The sequence below is a fragment of the Arthrobacter sp. 2MCAF14 genome, assembly GCF_052115645.1.
Lineage (GTDB): Bacteria > Actinomycetota > Actinomycetes > Actinomycetales > Micrococcaceae > Arthrobacter.
The window spans coordinates 20014-43106 of sequence record NZ_JBFRHB010000015.1 but is presented as its reverse complement, the minus strand read 5'-3'; the positions used below and the strand labels follow the sequence as shown (position 1 = coordinate 43106).

22 protein-coding genes and 1 pseudogene are annotated in these 23093 nt (G+C 63.5%); 9 read left to right on the top strand and 14 right to left on the bottom strand.

Translation table 11 applies throughout. The annotated features are described in order from the left end of the window. Positions 1–29: 29 nt before the first annotated feature. The 10 genes from AB4074_RS12110 to AB4074_RS12065 form a co-directional block, all read right to left on the bottom strand. The gene (locus AB4074_RS12110; RefSeq protein ID WP_441413586.1) at positions 30–902 is read right to left on the bottom strand and encodes a hypothetical protein; all 873 of its coding nucleotides are present in this window, start codon (positions 900–902) and stop codon (positions 30–32) included. Between the two features lie 368 nt (positions 903–1270). Continuing rightward, on the bottom strand, positions 1271–2584 hold the full coding sequence (locus AB4074_RS12105) for a MinD/ParA family ATP-binding protein (protein ID WP_441413585.1): 1314 nt from the start codon (positions 2582–2584) through the stop codon (positions 1271–1273). A 311-nt stretch (positions 2585–2895) separates the two neighbouring features. After that, positions 2896–3441, bottom strand: coding sequence for a DinB family protein (locus AB4074_RS12100; protein ID WP_441413584.1), 546 nt, complete (start codon positions 3439–3441; stop codon positions 2896–2898). 7 nt (positions 3442–3448) lie between these two features. Beyond that, on the bottom strand, positions 3449–3871 hold the full coding sequence (locus tag AB4074_RS12095) for an arsenate-mycothiol transferase ArsC (RefSeq protein WP_441413583.1): 423 nt from the start codon (positions 3869–3871) through the stop codon (positions 3449–3451). Continuing rightward, on the bottom strand, positions 3868–4545 hold the full coding sequence (locus AB4074_RS12090; RefSeq protein WP_441413582.1) for an arsenate reductase ArsC: 678 nt from the start codon (positions 4543–4545) through the stop codon (positions 3868–3870). Before AB4074_RS12090 ends, AB4074_RS12095 begins: the two co-directional genes overlap by 4 nt. Before the next feature lie 49 nt (positions 4546–4594). Then, positions 4595–5971 (bottom strand): NAD(P)-binding domain-containing protein, encoded by a 1377-nt coding sequence (locus tag AB4074_RS12085; protein WP_441413581.1) that lies wholly within the window; start codon positions 5969–5971, stop codon positions 4595–4597. Between the two features lie 29 nt (positions 5972–6000). After that, the gene (locus tag AB4074_RS12080; RefSeq protein ID WP_441413580.1) at positions 6001–6420 is read right to left on the bottom strand and encodes an arsenate reductase ArsC; all 420 of its coding nucleotides are present in this window, start codon (positions 6418–6420) and stop codon (positions 6001–6003) included. Then, on the bottom strand, positions 6417–7136 hold the full coding sequence (locus AB4074_RS12075; RefSeq protein WP_441413579.1) for an aquaporin: 720 nt from the start codon (positions 7134–7136) through the stop codon (positions 6417–6419). Before AB4074_RS12075 ends, AB4074_RS12080 begins: the two co-directional genes overlap by 4 nt. Next, a complete protein-coding gene (locus AB4074_RS12070; protein WP_437771197.1) occupies positions 7133–7483 on the bottom strand; it encodes an ArsR/SmtB family transcription factor in 351 nt (116 codons plus the stop codon). The genes AB4074_RS12075 and AB4074_RS12070 overlap by 4 nt, the downstream gene beginning before the upstream one ends. Positions 7484–7558: 75 nt before the next feature. Beyond that, the gene (locus tag AB4074_RS12065) at positions 7559–9889 is read right to left on the bottom strand and encodes a glycosyltransferase family 2 protein (RefSeq protein ID WP_441413578.1); all 2331 of its coding nucleotides are present in this window, start codon (positions 9887–9889) and stop codon (positions 7559–7561) included. A 217-nt stretch (positions 9890–10106) separates the two neighbouring features. Between AB4074_RS12065 and AB4074_RS12060 the strand changes: the two genes are divergently transcribed. Further along, on the top strand, positions 10107–11672 hold the full coding sequence (locus AB4074_RS12060; protein ID WP_441413577.1) for a chitinase: 1566 nt from the start codon (positions 10107–10109) through the stop codon (positions 11670–11672). 103 nt (positions 11673–11775) lie between these two features. Here the strand turns inward: AB4074_RS12060 and AB4074_RS12055 are convergent. After that, a pseudogene (locus tag AB4074_RS12055) lies at positions 11776–12114 on the bottom strand (GNAT family N-acetyltransferase); the annotation flags it as partial. Positions 12115–12611: 497 nt separating this feature from the next. Then, positions 12612–12869, bottom strand: coding sequence for a hypothetical protein (locus tag AB4074_RS12050; protein WP_441413576.1), 258 nt, complete (start codon positions 12867–12869; stop codon positions 12612–12614). 421 nt (positions 12870–13290) lie between these two features. Between AB4074_RS12050 and AB4074_RS12045 the strand changes: the two genes are divergently transcribed. From AB4074_RS12045 to AB4074_RS12035, 3 genes are read left to right on the top strand one after another with little or no spacing between them, the layout of a single operon-like run. After that, complete coding sequence (locus AB4074_RS12045) at positions 13291–13704, top strand: ArsR/SmtB family transcription factor (protein WP_441413575.1); 414 nt, start codon at positions 13291–13293, stop codon at positions 13702–13704. After that, positions 13701–14654: a cation diffusion facilitator family transporter gene (locus tag AB4074_RS12040; RefSeq protein ID WP_441413574.1), complete on the top strand. Its 954-nt coding sequence runs from the start codon at positions 13701–13703 to the stop codon at positions 14652–14654. Before AB4074_RS12045 ends, AB4074_RS12040 begins: the two co-directional genes overlap by 4 nt. Continuing rightward, positions 14654–15256: a cation transporter gene (locus AB4074_RS12035; RefSeq protein ID WP_441413573.1), complete on the top strand. Its 603-nt coding sequence runs from the start codon at positions 14654–14656 to the stop codon at positions 15254–15256. Before AB4074_RS12040 ends, AB4074_RS12035 begins: the two co-directional genes overlap by 1 nt. Here AB4074_RS12035 and AB4074_RS12030 read toward each other — a convergent pair. Then, positions 15253–16068, bottom strand: a complete 816-nt coding sequence (locus tag AB4074_RS12030) for an MBL fold metallo-hydrolase (RefSeq protein WP_441413572.1) — start codon at positions 16066–16068, stop codon at positions 15253–15255. The two genes, AB4074_RS12035 and AB4074_RS12030, sit on opposite strands and share 4 nt — an antisense overlap. A 239-nt stretch (positions 16069–16307) precedes the next feature. Here AB4074_RS12030 and AB4074_RS12025 point away from each other — a divergent pair, with 239 nt between their 5' ends. The 4 genes from AB4074_RS12025 (at position 16308) to AB4074_RS12010 (ending at position 20325) form a co-directional block, all read left to right on the top strand. Then, on the top strand, positions 16308–16682 hold the full coding sequence (locus AB4074_RS12025; protein WP_441413638.1) for a DUF7793 family protein: 375 nt from the start codon (positions 16308–16310) through the stop codon (positions 16680–16682). A 9-nt stretch (positions 16683–16691) separates the two neighbouring features. Beyond that, positions 16692–18260, top strand: coding sequence for a putative bifunctional diguanylate cyclase/phosphodiesterase (locus AB4074_RS12020; protein WP_441413571.1), 1569 nt, complete (start codon positions 16692–16694; stop codon positions 18258–18260). A gap of 9 nt (positions 18261–18269) precedes the next feature. Continuing rightward, positions 18270–19088, top strand: a complete 819-nt coding sequence (locus AB4074_RS12015; protein ID WP_441413570.1) for a class I SAM-dependent methyltransferase — start codon at positions 18270–18272, stop codon at positions 19086–19088. 139 nt (positions 19089–19227) lie between these two features. Next, positions 19228–20325 carry an EAL domain-containing protein gene (locus AB4074_RS12010; protein WP_441413569.1) on the top strand — a complete coding sequence of 366 codons (1098 nt, stop codon included), beginning with the start codon at positions 19228–19230 and terminating at the stop codon, positions 20323–20325. Positions 20326–20345: 20 nt separating this feature from the next. On the opposite strand, the gene AB4074_RS12005 is transcribed toward AB4074_RS12010, so the two are convergent. Continuing rightward, a complete protein-coding gene (locus AB4074_RS12005) occupies positions 20346–20939 on the bottom strand; it encodes a TetR/AcrR family transcriptional regulator (RefSeq protein ID WP_441413637.1) in 594 nt (197 codons plus the stop codon). Between the two features lie 245 nt (positions 20940–21184). On the opposite strand from AB4074_RS12005, the gene AB4074_RS12000 reads away from it, so the two are divergent. Beyond that, positions 21185–22690 carry an FAD-dependent oxidoreductase gene (locus tag AB4074_RS12000; protein ID WP_441413568.1) on the top strand — a complete coding sequence of 502 codons (1506 nt, stop codon included), beginning with the start codon at positions 21185–21187 and terminating at the stop codon, positions 22688–22690. Positions 22691–23093: the final 403 nt, after the last annotated feature.

Genomic DNA, 23093 nt, shown 5'->3' with positions numbered 1-23093 from the left:
ACTATTGCCCTAGGACACTACTTTCGTGACTACTTCAGGAAGCTCGCGTTGAACGAGTTCAGGTCAACGTTGATCCCGTTCAGGGTGTGTTCGAACTTCTGCTGGATCCCCACGCGCATGGTGCTTGCTGTGTTCCAACCGCCGTACTGCACAGGTGCCGGCGCCAGGTAGTTCGCGATCCAGCTGGAGTAGTTGAGGTTGCTCGTGTCGGTATCCCAGAGGGGCACGTCCGAGAATGCGGTGCTGTTGCCCATCAAGCCTGGCCACATGCCGCTGCCGCTGTAGATCACGGGCCGCACACCCAGGCTCCGCACGCCATCGACCATGGCCCGCGTTACCAAGGATCCACCGGGCTCGATGTCCAGGGCGAAGAACTGCAGTTGGGACATGTACGGGCCGGCGGCTTTGATCCCGTTCTCCCAGCACGACGCGTCACGCGTGTAGACCGCGATCTTGAGGCCGGCGTCGAGCGCCATCTTCAATTGGGCTTGGGTCTGTTGCCACGGAGTGCACGTGCCCCAAGCGGTGGAGTGCATCACGTAGAGACGGAAGCCCTCGGCGTAGGCCTGGCGGAACCAGTTGGGGTCGGTGATGGCCGCGGTGGTGTCGAGCACCTTCACCGAGCCGCCCTGAGCATCTTGGGGTACGGCTGCAGCTTGGGGTACGGCTGCAGCCTGGGGTACGACGACGGCGGGCGCGGGTGCGGCGGCAGGTTGCGGAACGGCGGGTGGTGCTGGAGTCGGCGTCGCGAGCGGGGCCACCTCAGCGGCGGGTGCGGCGTTCGCGATGGGTGCCGGGGCGGCGTCGGGCGCTGTCTTGGCGGAGGGGCGGGCGCTAGTGGCACCCGTCAGTCCGAGGAGAAGCACGGCAGCGAACATCAAGGCAAGTTTTTTGGGAATCAAGGAGGCTCCTGGGTGCTGGCCTCGGGTTCAGAAACGGGCGCAGCAGGGTGTCATAAAGGCACAGAATTGGGTGCACCATGCCCGGGCCCAGTTCCCGGTCATGGCGAGGTCGCCCCGCAAAGCGAATGACGTCCAGGTGCAACTGTAGGGAAATCCCGGCGGAAGCGACAATTTGCAATCCGCTTAGTAGTCGAGTAATAACCCGCTCTTGCCCGCGTAAACCAAGTAATGAATAGAGTGTCGGCAGCGTCACTCTAGGCAATAACTAAGTAGCCCCACCCCAACTGACTCGCAGTTAATGTCGTTATGAGCCTTGTAAACGACATCTAATGCGAGTTAGTTGGGCGGGGCACCGAAAAGGTGAGGCGCTACACGTACCCGTCCACGATCGCGGCCGCGATCTCCTTGTACGCACGGCGGGTGTCGGGGCGCAGGACGTCCAGGGTGACCAGGTCGCCGTCAGCCACTCCCCTGTCGTGCGGCACGGCAATCAACTGGCGGCAGATCCCGGCGAGGTGTTCCTCGATGGCATCCTTGTCCACGCGGGACGACACCTCGTCCTTGTCCGTGATGACCACGATGGCGTTGCGGGCGAGTTCCTCATAGCCGTGGCTCGCGAGCCATTGAAGGGTGCTGCGGGCACGCTTGGCACCGCTCACGGCATATCCGGCGGCGATGATGAGGTTGTCGGCCGATTGCAGGATGCCGCTCATCGCATTGTGCGTGACGCCCGTCCCGCAGTCGGTCAGCGCGATGGAATAGTAACCCGAGATCAACTGGCGGATCCGCAGGTATTCCTCGGCGGTCAGTGAATCCGAAACTTCCGGGTCCTGCTCGCCGGCGATCAGGTGCAGTCGGCCGGCATGATGCATGTACCGGGCGAGTGCCGTGAGCGAATCGACGTTGTCGACGTTTTTGAGCAGGTCCGTAATGGTGCGCGGCGTGGCCTTCTGGTAGATGCCCTCGCCCAGGGCGCGCTCCACGAGGTCGCCGGAATCAGGGTTGGCGTCGATGGCGCAGGGAGGGTCGCCGCGGAATTCCGCCAAGGTGAGGCCGACGCCCACCGTGGTGGAGGTCTTGCCGATTCCGCCCTTGAGGCTTAGGACGGCCGTGTTGTAGCTGCCCTGAAGCTGCCGGGAAATGCGCCGCGCCAGCTCGTCCTCTTCACGCTGCTTGGCGCTGGGCCCGAGGTTCCAGGCGCCGCCGGTCAGCCGGTAGAGCATGCCCCGGAAGCCACCGATGGGCCGCGGCTTCTGTTCCCGCACAAAGGAACCCGGGGAGGAGATGAAATCGGAAATCGGTGCGTTGGCGGCTGCGGCGCGTCCCGCCCGTGCGGGTGCCGGGGGAACAGCGCCCGACGCCGGTGCTGCCGCCACCGGGATCTCGCGGCGTGGTTCCTCAGGGCTCGCGTCACCGCTGGTCGAGTCTTCGCGGCCTGTTTCCGCGCGGTCCGTTACCGTTCCGGCGGACGCATCGGCGGCGGCTGCCGCTTCGGCCCAGGATCTGCTTTGGAGCGGGGCAGGAGCGGATGCGGGCGCGTCGGAATCGTTCGGCGTAATGATCGGCATGGTTCCTGTCCAGGCGTCACCCTCTTCGCGGCGTCGATCGCGGCGTCGACGAAGCTCGGGCTGCCCTTCGTTAGATGCAGCGGCGCTGGCTTCGTTGTCCACAGAATCCGGCATGGTCTTGTCCCCTAGGACTCGCAGCGTTGTGCGCCGCGGCTCTCGTTTAGATTGCTTCAACCAGCAATTCTAGGTGGCGACGGCCTCAAACCTGACATGTGGACCGCGCGGCGCAGTTTGGACAGGGGTTTTGGGCCTTCGTGTGGGTCCGGTTTTGTGGCTGGGCCGGCGTCGGCAGCGGTTGAGGTGGCAGGGGCGACGGATTCTGCTGGATCACTCGGACTCGCCCGGTGCTTATACCCCGGAAACCCGCGGGTCTTCCTCCGATATCTCGGCGGTGATCCAGCAGAATGTGTCACGCATCGCAGGCATCAGGACGACCCAGTTGAGGAATCCGGTGACCGGAGGCTCAACTGCTTGGCGTGGAAGTCGAAATGCAATGTCGCGTAGGAGTAGACGTCCGCGAGTGTCATGTCGGCCGTGAAGAAAGGATCCCAGCGGGTCGGGAAGGGCATCGACCTTGCCAGGGTGACTGGAGTTTCGCGTTCGAGGCGGTGCGCCAGGGCCGTGATCGTCTTTTCGAGTTTCCGGCTCATCCGGCGCCGGTTGTAGACAGCTGCGGCCACCCTGGAACCCCAATAGTTCACGACGTCGAACGGGCCGGCAGCCGCATTTAATCCGGCGGCAAATCGCCTACCCCAGGATCGGGGCAGGCGGCTCATGATGCGGACCAAGGGCAAAAGGGACCGGACGATCATGTATCCGAAGACCATGTGGAAGAGCAGTTCCTCGTTGGTCCAGCGGGTCCCGTTGCTCTTGCGTTGCAGCTCCGGGCTCGTCGCGTTCTCCAGCCAACTGAGCAACTCCCGAAGGGCCCGGCTGTATCCTGCGAGGCATGCTTCCCGGGCCGGATCCATCGGGTTTCTAGTTCTCAGCGAGTTCGGCATAAAGCTTTTGGATCCGGGCCTTGATGTCGTCGCGGACCAGGCGCATGCGGTCCATGCCTTCGATCCCGCGAGTGGAAGGCTCGTCGGTTTCCCAGATCTCGAAGCGCGCCGTGCCGTGGGGTTCAAGTTTGGCTTCGGTGCCCAGGATAACGACGACGTCGACGGACTCGAGCACCTCGTCCGTGACGGGTTTGGGGTGCTCGCCGCTGATGTCGATGCCGAGCTCATTCAAGGACTCGACGGATTCGGGGTTCAAAGAGACCCCGGGTTTGGTGCCGGCGGAATGGACGGTGACGGTCCCGTGGGCCAGTTGGTTCATCAGGCCGGCGGCGAGTTGGGATTTTCCGCCATTCTTGCTGCAGACGAACAGGACACTCGGGGTCTTGCTGCTTTCGGTCATGCGTTGGTTTCTTCTTTCGTCTGTTCGGGCTTGTTCAGGAGCGAGGCGACCAGTGTTCTGACCCGGTCGTGGATTTCGTCCCGGATCGCCCGGACGGTCTCCAGAGATTGGCCGGCGGGGTCGGTGAGGTCCCAGTCTTCGTAACGCTTGCCAGGGTAGATCGGGCAGGAGTCTCCGCAGCCCATGGTGATCACGACGTCGGAGGCGCGCACGACGTCGTCGGTGAGGGGCTTGGGGTAGTCCGTGGACAGGTCCAGTCCCATTTCGGACATTGCCGTCAAGACGGCGGGATCCAGTTGGGCGGCCGGCATGGACCCAGCGGAGCGGACCCGGATCCTGCCCTTGGCTTCGACGTTCAGCAGGGCGGCGGCCATCTGGGAACGGCCAGCGTTCTGCACCCAGACGAACAGCACTTCGGGGTCCTCGGAGACGATGGAGCCTTTGGATTTGGCCAGAGCGGCCAGCCGGTCGTTGGCGAAGTGTTCGGTGGTGGCGGGCAGGTAGGCGCTAATCTTCGCTGTCCGGGCCAGGGCGGTGTAGGACTCGAAGACGTAGCGTTCGACCGTTTCGGCGGCAAAGACTCCGGCGAAACGGTCGGAGAGGCGGTTGCTGATCCGGTGCAGGAGCTCGGTGTTGTCCTGCAGTCCCAGCGTCGTTTCCTGGTCTTCGGTCATGGCAGTTCTCTTCCCGGCTTGGCGATTGGATGGCTCTGTGGGTGGGTGGTCAGAGTGCGCCGGATCGTCCGTGGGACAGCCCGGTGGGGAAACCGACGAGGACCGGTTCGGGGGCAGCACAGCAGCCGATTTCCACGGATGCGGTGGTGTCCGCGGCGGGTGTGTCGCAGCTGGTGCCGGCGTCCGTGGAGCAGACTCCGGTTTCGGGCAGTTCAAGCTGGACCACGTCGGCTGCGGCCTGGTCGCCGGCGAGGGCTGCAGCAACGGAGCGGACCTGTTCGTAGCCGGTGGCCAGCAGGAAGGTCGGCGCCCGTCCGTAGGACTTCATGCCGACAATGTAGAAGTCCTTCTCCGGGTGCGCCAAAACACGAGCCCCATGCGGGGGCACGGTGCCGCAGGAGTGGAATTCCGGGTCGATCAGTGGGCCCAGCTCGACGGGCGCTTCGACGGCGGGGTCAAGGTTGAGCCGGAGCTCGCGCAGGATCTCCAGGTCCGGGCGGAAGCCTGTGCAGGGTACGACGACGTCGGCCTCGAGCGTGCGGCCGTCGGCGGCTTCGACGCTCACATGGGTGTCCAGGGATTTCAGGGTGCTGATGCCGAATCCGGTGTGCAGTTCGACGGTTCCGGCCTCGACGAGGCGGCGCAGCTTTCCGCCGAGCTGGCCACGGGCGGGCAGGCCGTCAGCGTCCCCGCCGCCATAGGCCTTCTCCGCGGAGGCGCCCCGGACAGCCCACAGGATCCGGATTCCGGGTTCATCCTTGGCAAGCTCTGCGAGGTTGATCAGGGTGTTCACTGCCGAGTGCCCGGCTCCGACCACCAGGACGCGGCGACCGGCAAACGACTCCCGTTCCCGGCCCAAAACGTCGGGCAGGGGCGAGGATATCCGGTCAACGGCAGTGTCCTCGCCGATGGCCGGCAGGCCCGAGGTGCCAAGCGGGTTCCGGGCGGACCAGGTCCCCGAGGCATCGATCACCGCTGCCACGGTGTGATCCCGGACCTCCCCGCCGTTGTGCTCGACCCGGACGATGAACGGGGTTGTGTCGCGGCCCCGGACGTGGGTTTTGTCCAGACCGGCACGGGTGACCGCGACGACACGGGCACCGGTCTTGAGGCGGGAGCCGATTGCCGGAAGGGCGGCCAAGGGTGCAAGGTATTCGTCGATGAGTTCTCCGCCATACGGCAGCGCGGTCAGGCGCGGAGGTTCCCAGCCAGTTGGATCAAGCAGTCGGACGGCGGCGGCGTCGAGGTTGAACCGCCAGGGTGAGAACAGGCGGATGTGCCGCCATCGTTCGATCGCGGCGCCCGCCGTCGGGCCTGCTTCGAAGATCACCGGTTCCAAGCCGCGTTCAAGCAGGTGCACGGCGGCGGCCAGGCCGATGGGTCCGGCGCCAATCACGGCAATGGGAAGGGTATTCCGTGCATCCATGCAGTCCTCCTGTTTCAGCGGGCGGGGCATCACGCGGCGGGGGTGAGGGACTCGATCAGGCCCTCGATGCGGCTCTTGATCTCGTCCCGGATGGGGCGGACGGCGTCCAGGCCCTGGCCGGCGGGATCTTCGAGGACCCAATCCTCGTAGCGCTTGCCCGGGAAGTACGGGCATTCGTCGCCGCATCCCATGGTGATGACGACGTCGGATTCCTTCACGGCCTCGGTGGTGAGGATCTTGGGGATTTCGGCGGACATGTCGATGCCAAGTTCGGCCATGGCTTCGACGGCGGCCGGGTTGACCTTGTCCGCGGGCTGGGAGCCCGCGGACCGGACCTCAATCCGGCCCTCGGCCAGGGTCGTGAGGAAGGCGGCTGCCATCTGGGAACGGCCGGCGTTGTGTACACATACGAAGAGGACGGAGGGTTTCTTGGCGGTTTCAGTGCTCATGAGAGGACCTTTCGATCGGATTCGGGGCCGGGCGCGGGAGCCGGCAAAGGCAACGCGGCAACGCGCGGGTACAGCGCGCGGATCAGGAAGAACCCGGCGGCGCCGCCCAACAACTGGGCGAGGATGAATGCCGGGGCTGAGGCAGGGGCAATGCCGGCGAAGGTATCGGTGATGGTCCGGGCCACGGTCACCGCGGGGTTCGCGAAACTCGTGGAGCTGGTGAACCAGTAGGCGGCAGTGATGTAGCCGCCGACGGCGAAGGCCACCAGCTCAGTCCGGCCGGAGCGGATGGTGCCGAAAATGACCACGAGAAGCCCGATGGTGGCGACCACTTCGCCGAGCCACAGCCCTCCCCCGCCACGCTGATGCGTGGAGAGCGTCACGGCGTCGAGGCCGAACATCAGGTTGGCGAGTACTGTCCCGGCCAGGCCTCCAGCGAATTGGGCGGCGACCAGCGCCAGGGCCGTGGGCGTGTCCAGGATCCCCAATGCCCGTTCCACCAAAGTGACCACGGGATTGAAGGATGCCGAGACCGGCTGCAATGCAAGAATCAACGCGACGAGGGCGGCGCCGGTGGCGACGCTGTTCTGGAGAAGCTGCAGTCCGACGTCGTTCGGGGACAGTCGCGAGGCCATGACCCCTGAGCCCACCACGGCCATGACCAGGAAGGCGGTGCCGGCGAACTCCGCCACGGCCTGCCGCTTGAGCGCGCTCATTGGCCCTGTCCACCGATTAGGGCCGCCAGGCCGGACAAGGCGTCGGTGCGGGCGCGGTAATAAACCCAGACGCCGCGCTTTTCGCGTTCGAGGAGGCCCGCTTCGTGCAGGACTTTCAGGTGGTGGCTGATGGTCGGCTGTGACAGCTCGAAGGCGTCGTTGAGGTCGCACACGCAGGCTTCGCCGCCCTCGTGGGACGCCACGAGCGACATCAGCCGCAGCCGCACCGGATCGCCCAGCGCCTTCAGCAGCGGCACGATCCCTTCGGCTTCGGATTCGGACAAGGGCTCCCTTGACAGTGGCGAACAACACGCCACCGTCTGGACGGGCGTTAACTCCAGCGACATAGACACACGTAAATATTCACACTTGTCGATGTTTAAGGCAAGGCCGGATCATCGTCAGCCTTCGACGCCGCGGCCCTACGCCGATCCGGCCCGTTTCCGGCGGTCGTTCTTGCCGCGGAGGTCGCGGTTCAGGCGGCGGTCACCGTGGTAGAGCAGCGACTCCCAGTCGACCTGTTCCGGTGTTTTGGGAATGAAGGCCGGCGGCTGTGCTTTCGGCTTTTTGGGCTCGACATACAGCCAGTTCAGCACGCCCAGGTACATGTCCACTCCGGAGTTGGCCAGTCCGATGTAGGCCCGGATCGCACCGGCGGCCATCACGGCGTTGAACGCGGCGAATGCGGCGTTGCCCCAGTTTCCCAGTTCCCAGTTGCGCCAGACAGTCAATAACGAGAACGCGACGATCAAGTACGGAGCGAGGACGTAGAGGGCCGGTGCGGCGGTACGGTCCTTGACCTTCGGGGTTCGGACGAACGGGATCTTGTCTCCCGTGAGCGCTTGCTGGAGAGACTTCAGGACGCCGGCGAGATTGACCGGAAGGAGAACGAGGTTGAATCCGTAGATCCTGAAGATGTCGCTGAACCTGTGGCCGCAGTCCCGCAGGTCGCTTCCCATGGCCAGGAAGTAGGGCAGGGCCGCAAGGAAGACCAAGGGGCTGAGGAGACGGCTGTCGTAGGGGTATGCGAGGAGGAACAGCAACCCGAAGCTCGCCCAGGTGATGGAGGCCATGTAGTTGACCCGCAGCAGGATTTCGCGGAAGAGGACCGGCCGGGATTGGCCTCGGCGCTTGCGGATCTGTTCCCAGAGTTTGGGCAGGATCAGCAGGCCGCCGTTGGCCCAGCGCCGTCTCTGCACCACGAGCGATCCGAAGTCCGGCGGGGTGGCACTGTAGCTGAGGCGCTCCGGGTAGTTGGCCAAGGTCCAGCCATGCTTACCGAGGTCCACGCTGGACTCGGTGTCTTCGATGACAGTGCGGTCCTGGATGTAGGTTCTGACCTCGAAGCCGCCCACGGTGGAGATCTCTACGATGTCCTCCAGGGCGCGTTTGCGGATCACGGCGTTCGCGCCCACCCAGAACGTGGCGCCGTATTGGGTCATGCCCTGGTGCTGGATGTGCTGGATGTCCGTGGTGGCCCCGGCGATGCGCTCGATCCGGGTCGGGGCGCCGCGGAAGGAGGAATACGGGGTCTGGGTGACGGCTACCTGCTCATTTCCCGGGGATTCGAGGAGATGAACCAAGCGGAGGCAGTAGTCGCGCAGCAGCATCGAGTCCGCATCCAGAGTCAGGACGTAGGTGGTGTCCGGGATCGACAGCACATCGCCGTCGTCGACCCCTGCGGGCCGCAACACGGTCCCGTCCGCGGTCTGTTCCGGGTGCCAGGTCCCGCCCATGAGTGAGAGGTAGGCGTTCAGGTTCATGGCCTTGTTGGCCTCGTGGGAAAGGCTGGCGAACCGCTTCCGCTCGAACGTTGACACCCGGCCGTTGAAGATCCAGGTTAGCCGTGCGTACAGTTCAGCGATGCGTTCCGGGCCGGGAGAGGTCCGCTGTGCGCTGGCGGCCGTAAGGGCCAGGATCACGAGTCGTAGTTCCCGGGCCAGGCCCATGAGGACCAGATCGACGAAGAACTCATCCACGTGGTCCTCGACGGACTCGGTCTCGGCCATAGCTTCGAGCCATTCGGCAGCGTATTGGTATTCGGCGATGAGCCGCTCAACCTCGGTGCCGGGGTCTAGTTCAGGTTCTTGATCACGACGGCGGTACCTCGCGTAGGCGGCGTTGACCCTCGCGGCTGGTTCTTCGAGGGTTTCCGTGATCTGGCCGGCAAGGGCACGGGTGGCTTCGAGGCGCCGGAGCACCTCGGGGTCCTTCGGGAAGGGTGGGTCATCGAGAAGCAGCACAACGCTCAGGTCCGGGAATTCCTGCAGGACCGCGGACCACATGGTGCCGCGGACGACTTCCGGTTCTTCTGCGTAGGAAGGAATCAGCACGGTGATGCCCTCGGAGTAGTCGAAGAAGTGACGGTCCAGTTCCCCTCGGGGAACACGTCGGTGGGCCCGAAAGCGGGTCAGGGCGCCCTGGCGGGCGGTGAGGTACATCAACGCCGAGAACGTCAGGAAGGTCACCACTACCAAGTAGGAGAGGGTTTCGGCGCCGAAGCGGAATCCAGCGCCGGGGTTGTCCACCAGCTGCTTGAGCACCGTTGTGACCACATAGCCGACCCAGCCGAGCACGGTGGTGAGGACGCCGACGCGGCCGAGGACTATTTTCCGCCGCGATGGTGCCGGGTGGACGATCGAGAGCGGTTCGGAGCGTTTTTCCGCTCCCCACTGACGCTTTCGGGCCTTTGAAGACTGCCCGTCCGCCGGTCCCTGGTCATCGGGGCGAAGCAGCACAATCTGATCCGACATGAATCCCCATTCGCTGTCCGCGCACCCCCAGCGGGCGCACGGCACAATGCGGGCGTAATGTAACGGACCGCACTTCAGTGCGCCCCTATGATAGGCGAACAACGCGGAGTTCCGACAGAACTCATGGAAATGCTACGCGAGCTGCGGCGCTTCCCGGGGAGTGAGATCTTTCCCAGACATCCGTGAAGTCCTATTCAGAAGCTCTGGGGGTATTTCTGTGTCTAAACGCTTTCCCGGCCGCCGGCTGTCCATCCTGCGTTTGGGCATCCTGTGCGTCATCGTGGTCGCGGCGGTCACGGCCGGCTACCTCGGCCTCCGCAATGTCCAGGATGTCAGTGCCGCGGCATCCATGCCTTCGGTGTTCTCCGGCTACGTGGACGTGACGGCGACGCCGCGATTCGCCTTCGAAGATCCAGCCGTGCCCAGCGCGAAAGCCGTGGTGCTGTCCTTCGTCGTCGCCGATCCGAAGCAGGACTGTGCCCCGTCCTGGGGTGCGGCGTACAGCCCTGACCAGGCAGCTTCCGACCTCGATCTGGACCGGAGGATTGCCCGGCTCCGCCAGCTTGGAGGTGCCACTGCGGTTTCCTTCGGCGGGATGAACAACAACGAACTCGCCGTTTCCTGCAAAGACACGAAGGCCCTGACTGACGCCTACCGGCAGATTGTGGATCGCTACGACGTCGGGACGGTAGATCTCGACGTCGAAGGCGTCGCCTTGGGCGACGTGGCCGCTGCCGACCGACGGGCCCAAGCCATCGCCGCCCTCCAGCAGGAACGCAAAGCCAGCGGCAAGTCCCTTGCCGTCTGGCTGACCCTTGCCGCCGACCCGAACGGCCTCACAAGCCAAGGCCAGGGCATCGTGGCGCATACCCTGTCCGGCGGAGTCGATCTGGAGGGTGTAAACATCATGACGATGGATTTCAGCGCCAGTAAGCCTGCACCTTGGAGCATGTCCCGGGCCGCAGAGTCAGCTGCGGATGCCACCCACGATCAACTGGCCGCCCTCTACCGCAACGCCGGAACTGACTTTGGCAGCGAAACCCTCTGGCGCAAGCTTGGCCTGACCGTCATGGTCGGCCAGAACGATATCCCCGGCGAAATATTCACCCTCGATGACGCCGCCACCGTGAACAGCTTCGTGAAAGACAAGGGTCTTGGCAGATTGTCGATGTGGTCCATGAACAGGGATAGGACGTGTAGCTCCAACTACCCCGACTTGAGCAAGGTCTCGGACAGCTGCAGCGGCGTGGTCCAGGGTTCCCAACTATTCTCCGCCACTCTTGCCCATGACGTGGCACTGCCTACGCCGACTATTACTCCATCGCCTACAGTCACTGCCTCAAGTAGTGCAACCGCCACCACAGATGACCCGGCAACGAGCCCCTATCCGATCTGGAATACCAACTCCGCCTATACCGCGGCGGACAGGGTGGTCTGGCACGGCAGCGTGTACGAGGCAAAGTGGTGGACCCGCGCTGACGTCCCGGACAACCCGGTCCTGCAGGGCGGTGCCACCCCGTGGAAACTCGTGGGTCCGGTGCTGCCCGGAGACAGGCCAAGCCCCAAAGCAACAGTGCCCGCGGGAACCTTCCCGGCATGGGCGCCGGAGACCATCTATCACAAGGGCGACCGTATTCTCTTTGAAGGATCCGCGTTCGAGGCCAAGTGGTGGACCCAGGGAGATAGCCCGGAAGCCGCAGTCCAAGGTTCCCCGGACTCGCCTTGGGCAAGACTGACCCCTGCCCAAATCCTGACCCCATCCCCCACCGCGTCAGCTTCCTGAAGCGCGAACTGGCAGCTGATGCCCTCAAAATCGCTTCCAGAGGGCATCAGCTGCCAGTTCGTGGCGGGGTCTGGACGCTTTCCTCATCGCATCCAGCGATCGGCTACCGCACCATCCTCACATCGACGAAGACAGGGTTGTGCTCGTCGGTTTCCTCGGTGCCGTCAAGTTCAAAGCCATTGCGCCGGTAGAAGGCCTGGGCCCGTTCGTTCGTCTTCTCGACCCAGAGAATTCCAGGGTCGGCGCCAAGGGTGGAATCCAGAAGGCGTTGCCCCAATCCTGTGCCCTGGTGGGCGCGCAGCACATAGATCAGGTGTAGCTCGCGCGCGCGCGGGGACTCTTCACTGGCCGGCCCGGCAAGTGCGAATCCCACTGGCTCGCCCTCCGATTCGGCAACCCGTATGTCCCACCCGGGAGAAAGCTCCCACAGCACACGATCCCGACAGCGTGGGTGGCTCGAAGGAACTTGGAACCGAGACGAACTTTAGGAGCGCCGTTGGTCACGGGGTGCGGTGGATCCAATCAAATTAAGCGCGAACTGGCAGCAGATGCCCTCTCCATTGCCTTCTAAGGGCATCTGCTGCCTGTTCGCGATGGGGGAGGCCCTCCGCCGTCGTTTTTCAGGGGGGCCCGACGGCGGAGGGCTGGCTGGGGGTGGGGGGTTGGTGTTACTGGGCCGAGGTGGCCAGGGATGCAATGACTTTGCCGGTGGTGGAGGCCGCAAGGATCCCGCAAGCTTTTCTCGAAAATTAGTTAAATATTCAATCAAGTAGTTTTCGAGTGGTGGCAGGCGGGTGCCTCAGCATCCAAGTAGTGGAACCGAGTAGTGTCAACTGATAAGCGCGAACTGGCAGCAGATGCCCTCAAAATCGCTTCCAGAGGGCATCTGCTGCCAGTTCGCGCTAGGTGGAGGAACGAACGTGAGTGTTCGTGATGGAGTTACCGGCGGTCCGGAGAATGGGGTGTCCGATGCGCGTTGACCACCGCCAAGACGATTCCTCCCATCAAGGCAAGAAGCGCGCCGACGACGGAGAGGGAAACGACCGCGAATGGCCAGGATGGTCCTTGCTCGGGATCGAGCCGCGAAGTGTTGAGGCCAAATATCTGGGAGCCGATCCAGATGTAGTTGACGACCAGAATGGCGATAGCTCCAAGCACTACGGCGACTATTAAGAGTAGTTTCGTCGCTTTGGACATGTTCGTGCCCCCAATTTTTGTGTTTGCTCCGAAGGAGTGCGCATAAAATATCAGCCCCGATAGCCCCTGAGTACCTCCAAATAGAGAAACTTGAGTGCACCATCGGCGAAACTTTCGTATTGGCCGCAGCCCAAACCCTTAGCGTCGGAGCGCTATTACGACGACGGCGACGGTCGCCACAGCGAGGATCGCCAACCCCACGTATGCAAGCACCTGAAGGCGCTGCTTCCGAATTTCCCGCTTCGATTCACGAGCCGACAGCCCAATCATCTTGTTCCCCATATGGGGAGCGTACGCCGCGATTGTTTCGCTCGGGCAACAAAAGGGATTACTGTTACGAAGTTCCCAGCTGGCAACCCCTGGCCAAGAACCGTGTCCCCTATACTGACATCTGAATACTTGTTCAGATGTTGGAGGTCCCGTGGTTGCCAGTGAAGCTGTCGATGAGTGCGGCGTGAAACTTGTCGACCCCGACAGGGTCGAACTCGTCCGTGCGGCCCTGCCCTCGGATCATGACATTGCCGAGCTGGCGGACGTGTTCTCGCTGCTCGGCGATCCTGGGCGCTTGCGCCTGTTGACGTCGCTGCTGGAAGGCGGGGAACTGTGCGTGTGCGACCTTGCCGCGACGACGGCGATGAGCGAGAGTGCGGTCAGCCATGCGCTGCGGCTGCTGCGCGCCCACCGGGTGGTTTCCGTTTCGAGGCGCGGCCGGATGGCTTATTACCGTCTCGATGATGCGCACGTACGGATGCTGCTGGACCTGGGGCTGACCCACACCGGCCACACCGTCGCCGTTCACCCCGAGCGCACGGCCAAGGAGGCCAAAGGCCAATGAGCACCCACCACCACGACGCGCCAGGCAACCCAGCCAAGCACCACGGCCACAGCCACAGCCACGCGATAGCAGCGAACGCAGACCGGCGCTATCTGGTTATCGCGTTGGCGCTGATTGTCGGGTTCATGATCGTCGAGGTGATTGTCGCCGTCGTTTCCGGCTCGCTGGCGCTGCTCTCCGACGCCGGGCACATGCTGACCGACGCCGGGGCGATCGCCGCGTCGCTGTGGGCGATCAACCTCGCGGCCCGTCCGGCGCGGGGAATCTGGACGTTCGGATTCAAGCGCGCGGAAATCCTCTCCGCGGCCGCCAACGGAATCACCTTGCTGGTCATCAGCGCCCTCGTGGCCGTGGAGGCCATCCACCGCCTCCTTGATCCGCCACCGGTCGAGGGTGGACCGGTCCTGGTGGTCGCGCTCCTCGGGATCATCGTGAACCTCATTGCGGTGTGGGTGCTGGCCAAAGCCAACCGGTCCAGCCTGAACGTCGAGGGATCCTTCCAGCACATCCTGACCGACCTGTACGGATTCATTGCGACGGCGGTCGCCGGGCTCGTCGTCCTGACCACCGGTTTTACACGTGCGGACGCGATAGCTTCGCTTATCGTCGTCGCCCTGATGCTGCACGCCGCGTGGGGGCTGCTGCGGGACTCCGGGAGGATCCTCTTGGAGGGCGCACCGGAAGGTGTAGACCTGGACCAGGTCAGGGAACACCTCCTCGAAACCGGGCACGTGCACGACGTCCACGACCTGCACGTCTGGACAGTCACCTCGGACCTTCCCGCCCTGTCCGCGCATGTCGTCCTGGACGAGAGCTGCTTCCACGACGGACATGCCCCGCTCATCCTTGACCAGCTGCAGAACTGCCTTACCGGGCATTTCGACGTCGAACACTCCACCTTCCAGCTCGAACCCGCCGGCCACGCCGTCCACGAAACCGGAACCCATTGATGACCTCCCCTGCCCCAACCACAGACTCCGGGAGGTTGTTGCGTCGTGGGCTGCGGCTGGAATACGCAACCCTGGGCTGGAACGTGGTGGGCCTCGGCGTTCTGGCAGCCGCCGCCATTCAAGCCGGTTCCCCGGCTCTTGCCGGTTTCGGCTTGGATTCCCTGATCGAGATCTTCGCTTCGATCGTGGTGGTGTGGCAGCTCAAAGGTGCCCATAAGGAGCGCGAAGCCCCAGCGATGCGCCTGATTGGGACGGCCTTCGCCGTTCTCGGCGCCTACCTGCTCATCCAGGTGGCCGTTGTGTTTGCCACCGGAGTCCGCCCTGCCACCTCAGGTGCGGGCATCGCCTGGACGGCTTTGACCTTTGTGGTCATGCTCGCCCTCGCGTGGGGCAAGATCCGCACCGGAAGCGCTTTGGGCAATCCGGTGCTCCGTGCAGAAGGAAAAGTGACTCTCGTGGACGCCTACCTGGCTGGCGCGGTCCTGGCAGGCCTGGTTCTGAATGCCCTTTTCGGGTGGTGGTGGGCCGATCCCCTGGCGGGGGTGGTCATCATCTACTACGCAGCAACGGAGGCCGTCCACGCCTTCAGGCACACCCCTTAGTGGTGTGCCTGCGTCTCCTGGAGCCGCTTGATGAACCAGCGTGATTGCTCGGGTCCGTAGGGAAGCACCGGAATCGCCTTGGTAGCGTCCGACGGCGTGTCCCGGATCGACTGCCTTGCTTGCCTTACCGCTGTGGACATGGTGTTGGCCATGGTCTTCACGAACTGGTCGCTGCAGGGCTTGCCGTGGCCGGGGATGAGGAACTCGTAGCGGTGGCGCAGGGCCGAGATGTGGCGCAGGACGTCTGCCCAATCTTCCGGGTAGGAGTCCTCGAACGAGGGATGTGCGCCTTGTTCTACGAGGTCACCGGCGAAGAGGGTACTGGGCGTGCCTACCAGGAGGTCGCCGTCGGTGTGGCCGCGGCCCAGGTAGAACAGGGTGGCCGTGAGGCCGCCGAGGTCGACCAGGACGGGCTGATCCTTGACGATCGCGTTGGGAATGACGAGTTCGACGGCGTCGCCCTTGCCCGCGGCCATCTCCGGTTCGGTGGCGGCGACGAAGCGGCGCTGGTGGTCGCCGTCGTCGTCGATTGTCGCCGCACAGTTGACGTGCCCCCAGAACTCGGTGACGCCGTCGTCGGCAAAAACGGCGTTGCCGAAGTAGTGGTCGTAGTGGGCGTGGGTATTTACGACGACGAGAGGCAGCTGGGTCTTTTCGCGGACTGCGGCGAGGATCTGCCGGCCTTGGCGGGGGCCGCAACCAGTGTCGATCACCATGGCTCGTTCCGTGCCTACGACGAGGCCCGTATTTAGCAGGCACCCTTCGGTCTCCAACACGTAGTTGTTAGGGCCGACTTCGAGCCATGCTGACATTGTTTCTCCGTCTGATGCGTTCCGGCAGTGTTCAGGCCTCGATTCTACCCACGTGGAGCCGGGAGGATCGGGACAAACCCCCAGTTGAGACCCGGGCCGTTCGAATTTGGTCAATGCGCAGGAGAAGGGCTTGAGGACCAATGCTCGGGAAGCTACGCTATCGAGATTGGCGATTGCTACTTGTTAACTAGCGGCAGCTGCAGCCAGGTTCGGCGGCCTGATCGGGGGAGGACGTGATCGTGATACCGGATACGGCGGACGGTGAAAAGGCCAGTGTCGATTTAAGCGTCGACGGATATCTCCATCTGCGCTGGCGGCCCGGAGTCGACATTCAGGTTGAGGATGCCCGGGCGGCCATGGCGAAAGTCAACGAGCTATGCCAGCAGGCGCAGCACCCAATGCTCGTAGACATGGCCGCGGTCTCTTCCGTTAGCCGGGAGGCCCGGGGTGTGTGGTCCATTCCCTGCGGCGCTTCGCGCATCGCTTTGTTAGGTACGTCACCTGTAGACCGGGTCCTGGCGAACTTCTTCCTCGGAGTGCATGTCCCGCCTTGCCCGACCCGTTTTTTTACATCGCGCCGCGATGCGCTGGACTGGCTTAATGCGGGTGCGTAAGCCCCGGATGTGCTTCCTGCTGCTGCCCACTGGGACTACATGACCTCGAGGGAGAGCGTCGAGGACCCGCGCCTGCAGCTGTTGGTTGACGGGGTTGTCCGATTGGCTGCCGGCGATCTGGACGCACGCATTGAACCTTCGAAGCATCGGGATGACATTGATGCCGTCATCACGGGAGTCAACCTGCTCGCAGAAGAACTGGGCCACATTCATGCGGATTTGGAACAGCGGGTGGCCGCCCGCACGGCCATGTTGCGGCGAACACAGGTTGAGCTTGAACAGATGGCCAAGACAGATGCCCTAACCGGCCTTGCAAACAGGACGCTGCTTACCGAGCGGATCCAGGGAGCGATCCTGTCCAGCACCGACGGCGGAAAAGCCCCGGCCGTGTTGCTGCTGGATCTGGACTCATTCAAGGCCATCAATGACATCCTGGGCCACAGCGCCGGTGACGCCGTGCTGGTGGAAGTTGCCAAACGTCTCCGCTCCGCCGTCAGGGAACAGGATACTGTGGCCCGTCTGGGCGGGGATGAGTTTGCCATCCTCATTGCGTCCGCTACCCAGGGAGAGATCCTTCGAATTGCGCACCGCGCATCGGAGTATCTGCAGGACAGCATGTCTATCGGCATGGAGACGGTTTGGGCGATGGCGAGCATCGGCGTTTGCATCGGCACGCCGGGGTATCGGGCTGAAACACTGATGCGCGATGCCGACATTGCCATGTACCAGGCAAAGGCGCGGGGCCGCAACAATGTCCAGCTCTTCCACCCGGACATGCTCGACGCCGTTCAGGAACGGTCGCGTATAACCGCCGAACTGCGCACCGCCGTTGCCGGAGGAGAGCTGGCGCTGGTGTATCAGCCGGTGGTCGAATTGGCTTCCAGCCGCGTCATCGGCGTCGAAGCCCTCCTCCGATGGCATCACCCTGTCCGCGGCACCATCATGCCGGGCAGCTTCATTGGCATCGCAGAAGAAACCGGCTTGATCTTTGAGCTGGGACGTTGGGTGCTGCATGAAGGTCTCGCCCAAATGAGGCGCTGGAGCCAGACCGATCCGGACCTGCCGGACTATTGTCTGCACATCAATCTCTCTGCCGCCGAACTGCTTCGAACCGACTTGCTTGACGATATCCGGGACACGCTGGCCAGGTATTGCCTGGATCCTCGGCGTCTGATCTTGGAGATCACCGAGACTGTATTGATGTCGCGTGAAACCGGACAGGAACAGGTCCTTAGCGGCCTCCGGGAGCTCGGTGTGGGGCTGCAGATTGACGACTTCGGCACCGGCTATTCGTCCATCAGCTACCTCAGGTCGCTTCCGGCAGACACTGTGAAGGTCGATCAGTCCCTCATAAAGGACATGGAGTCTGACCCTCGGCAACAAAAGTTCGTCTCGGCCATTCTGCAGCTGATTTTCGCTGCGGGGCTCAACGCGACCGTGGAAGGCATCGAAACCGCAGAGCAGGCGGCCCAGCTGGAGGCCATGGGTTGCCTCTACGGGCAAGGCTACTTCTACGGATATCCGGTACCAGCCGCAGAAATACCGGATCAGCTCCGCCGGCCCGCACGGCGTCTGTAGAGTTAGCGCATGTCGAAGCTTTGGGACCAGATGTTGCTTGTCCCCACAGTTGTGCGCCTCGCTTCCCGGGCACCGAGAAATCCGGACACCGCGTGGGAAGGATACTGGCGCGGAATCCGCACCACTGGCCGTTCCGGAGACGTGCTTTGGGACTCGGACTCGGCGGCCGAGCGTGCACAGTACACCGACGCGATTGCGGCCCACTTTGATCCGGCTCTTCCGGTAGTTGACGTGGGGTGCGGCAATGGTACCCACACCCGCTGGCTTGCAGGTCTATTTCCACGGGTTCTCGGAATCGACGTCTCCAAGGGAGCGATCGAGATGGCGAGCAAAGAAGCAGAAGGCGTCCAAAATGCCGACTTCATGGTTCTGGATGCTTCGGGGGCACGTTCTGGAGAGCTCCTGTTGGAGCGCCTTGGGCCTGCTAATGTCTTTGTCCGCGGAGTCTTCCACGTCCTGAAACCCGGCAAGCAGGCCGCTATGGCTGCCAACCTCCGAACCGTCATCGGGGACAGGGGCCGGGTGTTACTGGCCGAAACCAACTTCCGCGGAAATAGCCTCGGTTACCTGACCGAGCTCGGCGCCACCCGGCAAAGCATGCCCCTGCAGCTGCGGCGCGCTTTGGAGAACCTTCCCCGGCCCGGGCATTTCGGCTCCAGGGAACGGCACGAGGTATTTTCGGATGCAGACTGGCAGTTGATTGCTGACGGCCCGGTTAACATCGAAGTGGTCCCGATGAACGCCAGCGGTCTTCCGCAGTGGGTTCCGGGATATTACGCACTCCTGTCCGGCGCGGAGGATTCCGAAACAGAAAAAGAACGGGTGTAATTTGACCCGGTGCGCTCCGCGCGTTACATCCCAATGAAGATTTCATTTCAATCCGGGCCGACCGGTTTGTTCGGCGGTAGTATTCCCTTAGCTTGCAGGTCCCGGACTCAGCCGGAGCTAAACGCAAAGGAATGATTTCATGTCGACGCGGAAACCGCCTTTGACCGACGCCGGGATGCGGGCCAGTCCGGAGACTATGGAGCTGCCCCTAGAGCAGCTTCGCGGGCTACGCCTGCAGGTCCTGGAAATCATCGAGGAAGTCTTGTCGGACTCTTCGCAGGCAACGGATGCGGTGCGCGAACAACTTCGCCAACACATCGCTGCCCACCCCGGGCGTCCGGAAGAAGCGCTGCTGGAACACTTGTCTTCGCTCCGCTCGCGACAGCCGACCTCGCAGGGCGAACCGGACGCCCCGGCCCCGCAAGGCGACCCGGACGTACAGCACCCAAGCAGCCAGCACCCCAGCAGTGCACGCCTTGAGGCGGTCCTCAGGGACCGGATGCTGATGACCGCCTTCCAGCCCGTTTTCGACCTGACCACGTCCACCGTCGTCGGCGCCGAGGCTTTGACCCGCTTCGTCAGCGATAGCGGGGACCCTGCCGATTACTGGTTCGCAGAGGCCGAGGACTCGGGGCTCCGAACGGATCTTGAATTCGCGGCGTTGGAGTCCGGGCTCGAGGCCGCGCTGAAGCTGCCGCCCCAACTTTTCGTGGCGTTGAAACTTTCCGACGAGGTCTGCTTGGATCCGCGCCTTCCTGGGCTTTTCGCGCAAACTCCGGTGGCGCCTGCGCGGGTGATCCTTGAAGTCTCCGGGAGGTTCCCTCAGGAACAGACTGCGTCGCTCGATGCGGCGCTGGCTCCGCTGCGCAATGCCGGCGTGCGCTTGTCCATTGAAAACACCGGTTCCTTCTTCGCCGGGGCCAGCCATATTCTTCGGCTCAAGCCGGAGATGATCAAGCTGGAGCGGAATCTGACTGCAGGCCTCGAACTGGATTCCCTCCGGCAGGAACTCGTCGAGGCGGAGGTCGCGTTCGCGCGGGAGATCGGGGCGGCCTTGACTGCGCAACGCATCGAAACCAAGGACGAACTCGCCACTCTTGCTGGCCTGGGCGTAACCCTCGGACAGGGCTATCACCTTGGGCGGCCATCGGTCCAGCCCAGAGAATGGGTCAAGTGGGGCGGCCGTGCCCGGCATCTTGCCTCCCCGGGCGGTCGCGGCCGGACCACGCGGAGCTGACGAACGGGCGCCTCAGGCAGTTACAGCGCGTCCGGGCCTCGATGTTGTTCTATCAGCCACGCGGCCATCTGCTGGGCGCGCTTCGACGCGAGGACGTCTCCCTCTGTGGCCGAGATGATGGAGCCCTTCATCAGGATGTGCCAGGAGCGTGCGAACTCGTCGGTGCGCTCCAGCCCGGCTTCTTCGGCCAACTCCTGGATGTGTCCCCTGATCCTGGCGAGGTAACCGATGCTCGTTTTCCCCAGCGGATGTTCACGCCCCATTTCAAGCAGGACGTTGATGAACGAGCACGCCTCAAAATCCTCGCGCTCGAACCAGTCGCCGAATACGTCGAACATGGCAAGCAACTGCTCGTCGGCGGTGTTTCCCCGGCTCTTGGCATCGGAGATGATCAAGTCGACGGTCGAGAACTGTTCACGAAGCGCGAGGAAGGCAAGAACTAGATCATCCTTGGACGGAAAATAGCGGTAAAAGGTGGCCTTGGCCACTCCCGAACGCTCCATGAGCTGATCGACCCCCACGGCACCGATCCCGCGTCGCGAGAACAGTTCGTAGCCGGCGTCCAAGATCCGATCCACCGCGTCATCACGGGTGGTCGTTTGTCCGGTTGGCATGGAAGACGAACCGGGTGCTTCGGAGGCATCTGGCGAACTCATGGTGAAAGCAATGCTACTCCCACCCCCACAAGACAGACCGGGCCTGTCGGACCCTTTTTGCGTGAACTCGGCACTGAGCAACCCGCGACGTCGGCGCTCCCCTATTGCATCTCTGGTGGCCTTCTGCTTCTCTGGCACTACCGGGCCGCCACCGCGCTACTTCCGGTGTGGACCGCGCCCGGCTGAAGGGACGTGGGACCGCTATGACTTCTTTGTGGCTAGACGCGCGCGAGGCTTCCGCAGCCGCGAGCCCCGATGAATTCACGCCCGGGAACAGTTACGACGTCGTCGTGGTCGGCGCGGGAATCACGGGCATGGCGACGGCGCTCATGCTGGCACGGACCGGGAGCAGCGTACTGGTCCTCGAGGCCCGACATATCGGGGCGGTCAACACCGGAAACACCACGGCCAAGTTGAGCCTGTTGCAGGGCACAGCCTTGTCCGCGCTGCGAAACCAGTATCCCGTGGACGTGGTCCGTGCCTACGTTGATGCGAACAGGGCGGGCCAGAAGTGGTTGCTCACCTATCTCGAGGAGCGGAGTGTGCCTTTCCAGTATCGGGATGCCTACACCTTCGCCACCACCCCGGCCGGCGCGGATCGGCTCCGCGCGGAAGCCTTTGTGGCCCGGGCTGCGGGACTCAACGTCAAGTCCACCCGGGAGACGGGGCTGCCGTTCGACGTCGACGACGCCTTGCGTCTTGCGAAGCAGGCGCAGTTCAACCCGATGGACGTCTTGGATGCGCTCGCCACCGATGTTCGGGCGGCCGGCGGCAACATCGTTGAGGGTATCCGCGTCATGAACGTCCGCAACGGCGATCCCCTGACGGTGGTCACCAGGAAGGGCGAGGTCCGCGCCCGTTACGTGGTGCTCGCCACCGGGACACCCATCCTGAACCGCGGGCTTTACTTCGCGAAGCTGCGGCCGAACCGCTCGTACGCCGCCGCGCTGCGGCTGCCGGCCGGGGTCAGCCCGCCTCCGGGAATGTACCTTTCCGCCGAGCCGCCAACCCGCTCCTTGAGGGACTATCCAATGCCCGACGGCGGGTCGTTGCTTCTGGTGGGCGGGTTCGGGCACGCTGGCGGCCGGGCGCCGTCCACGCAGGTGCACGTGAATGAGCTGCTCGGCTGGGCCCAACAGCACTATCCGGGTGCCGAGGTGACGCACACGTGGGCCGCCCAGGACTACCAGGCCGGCAATCTCATGCCGTTCTTCGGCAGGTTCCCCCGGGGGCACGGGAAGATCTTCTTTGGCACGGGCTACAACAAGTGGGGCATGACAAATGGTGTTGCGGCGGCGCTTGATATCACCGCCGATATCCGTGGCGAAAAGCTTGACTGGGCCCACACCATCCACCACCGGGTCACCGGTCCCCGCGGTGCAGCGTCGACGATTTCGTTGAATGTAGAGACACAGCAGCAGAACTTCCGGGACAAGGCAGCCCTGAAGGGGAAGCCGGCCATCACCGAGGAAACCGACCCCGCAGAGGGCACGGGCGTCACGGGACTTTTCCACGGGAAGCCTGCGGCTATCTGCAAGGTGGATGGCGTGGTGTGCAGGGTGTCCGCAGAATGCGCGCACTTGGGCGGAATCCTGCACTGGAACGACGCCGAGAAGTCCTGGGACTGCCCTCTGCACGGCTCGCGCTTCTCGCCCGCGGGCAAGTTGTTGGAGGGTCCGGCGACGCACAATTTGTTCAAGCTGCAGTAGGTGGTTCGGAGGCTCCACGCCGATTATTCGCTGGGGCCTACGGGCTCATGGCCACCGGATTCACCGCTCGAATTTCGGTCAGCATGCTGGCAATCATCACAGCGACCAACGAATTGATGCGGGCAATCGGGGCCGCCCTCGCCCTCCCCACGGAGCAACGTAACTTTCATTCCGGCATCCTAGTCCCCCGCGCGGGCCCCCGGAAGGCTTCGCAGCCCGTGTCCTTCCGGGGAACTGCGAGTGACCAGCGAGGCGTAGATCGAGAAAACTTGCCACAGTCGATTACGATAATCCTCCTTTTAAAATGCCAAATTAAGAACTCAAGTAAGATGAGGTTGCTCGAAAATCCCTTCCAACAAAAGCGATAATGTCGTAAGATTTCTGCAAGCTGTGGGTCGCGGGG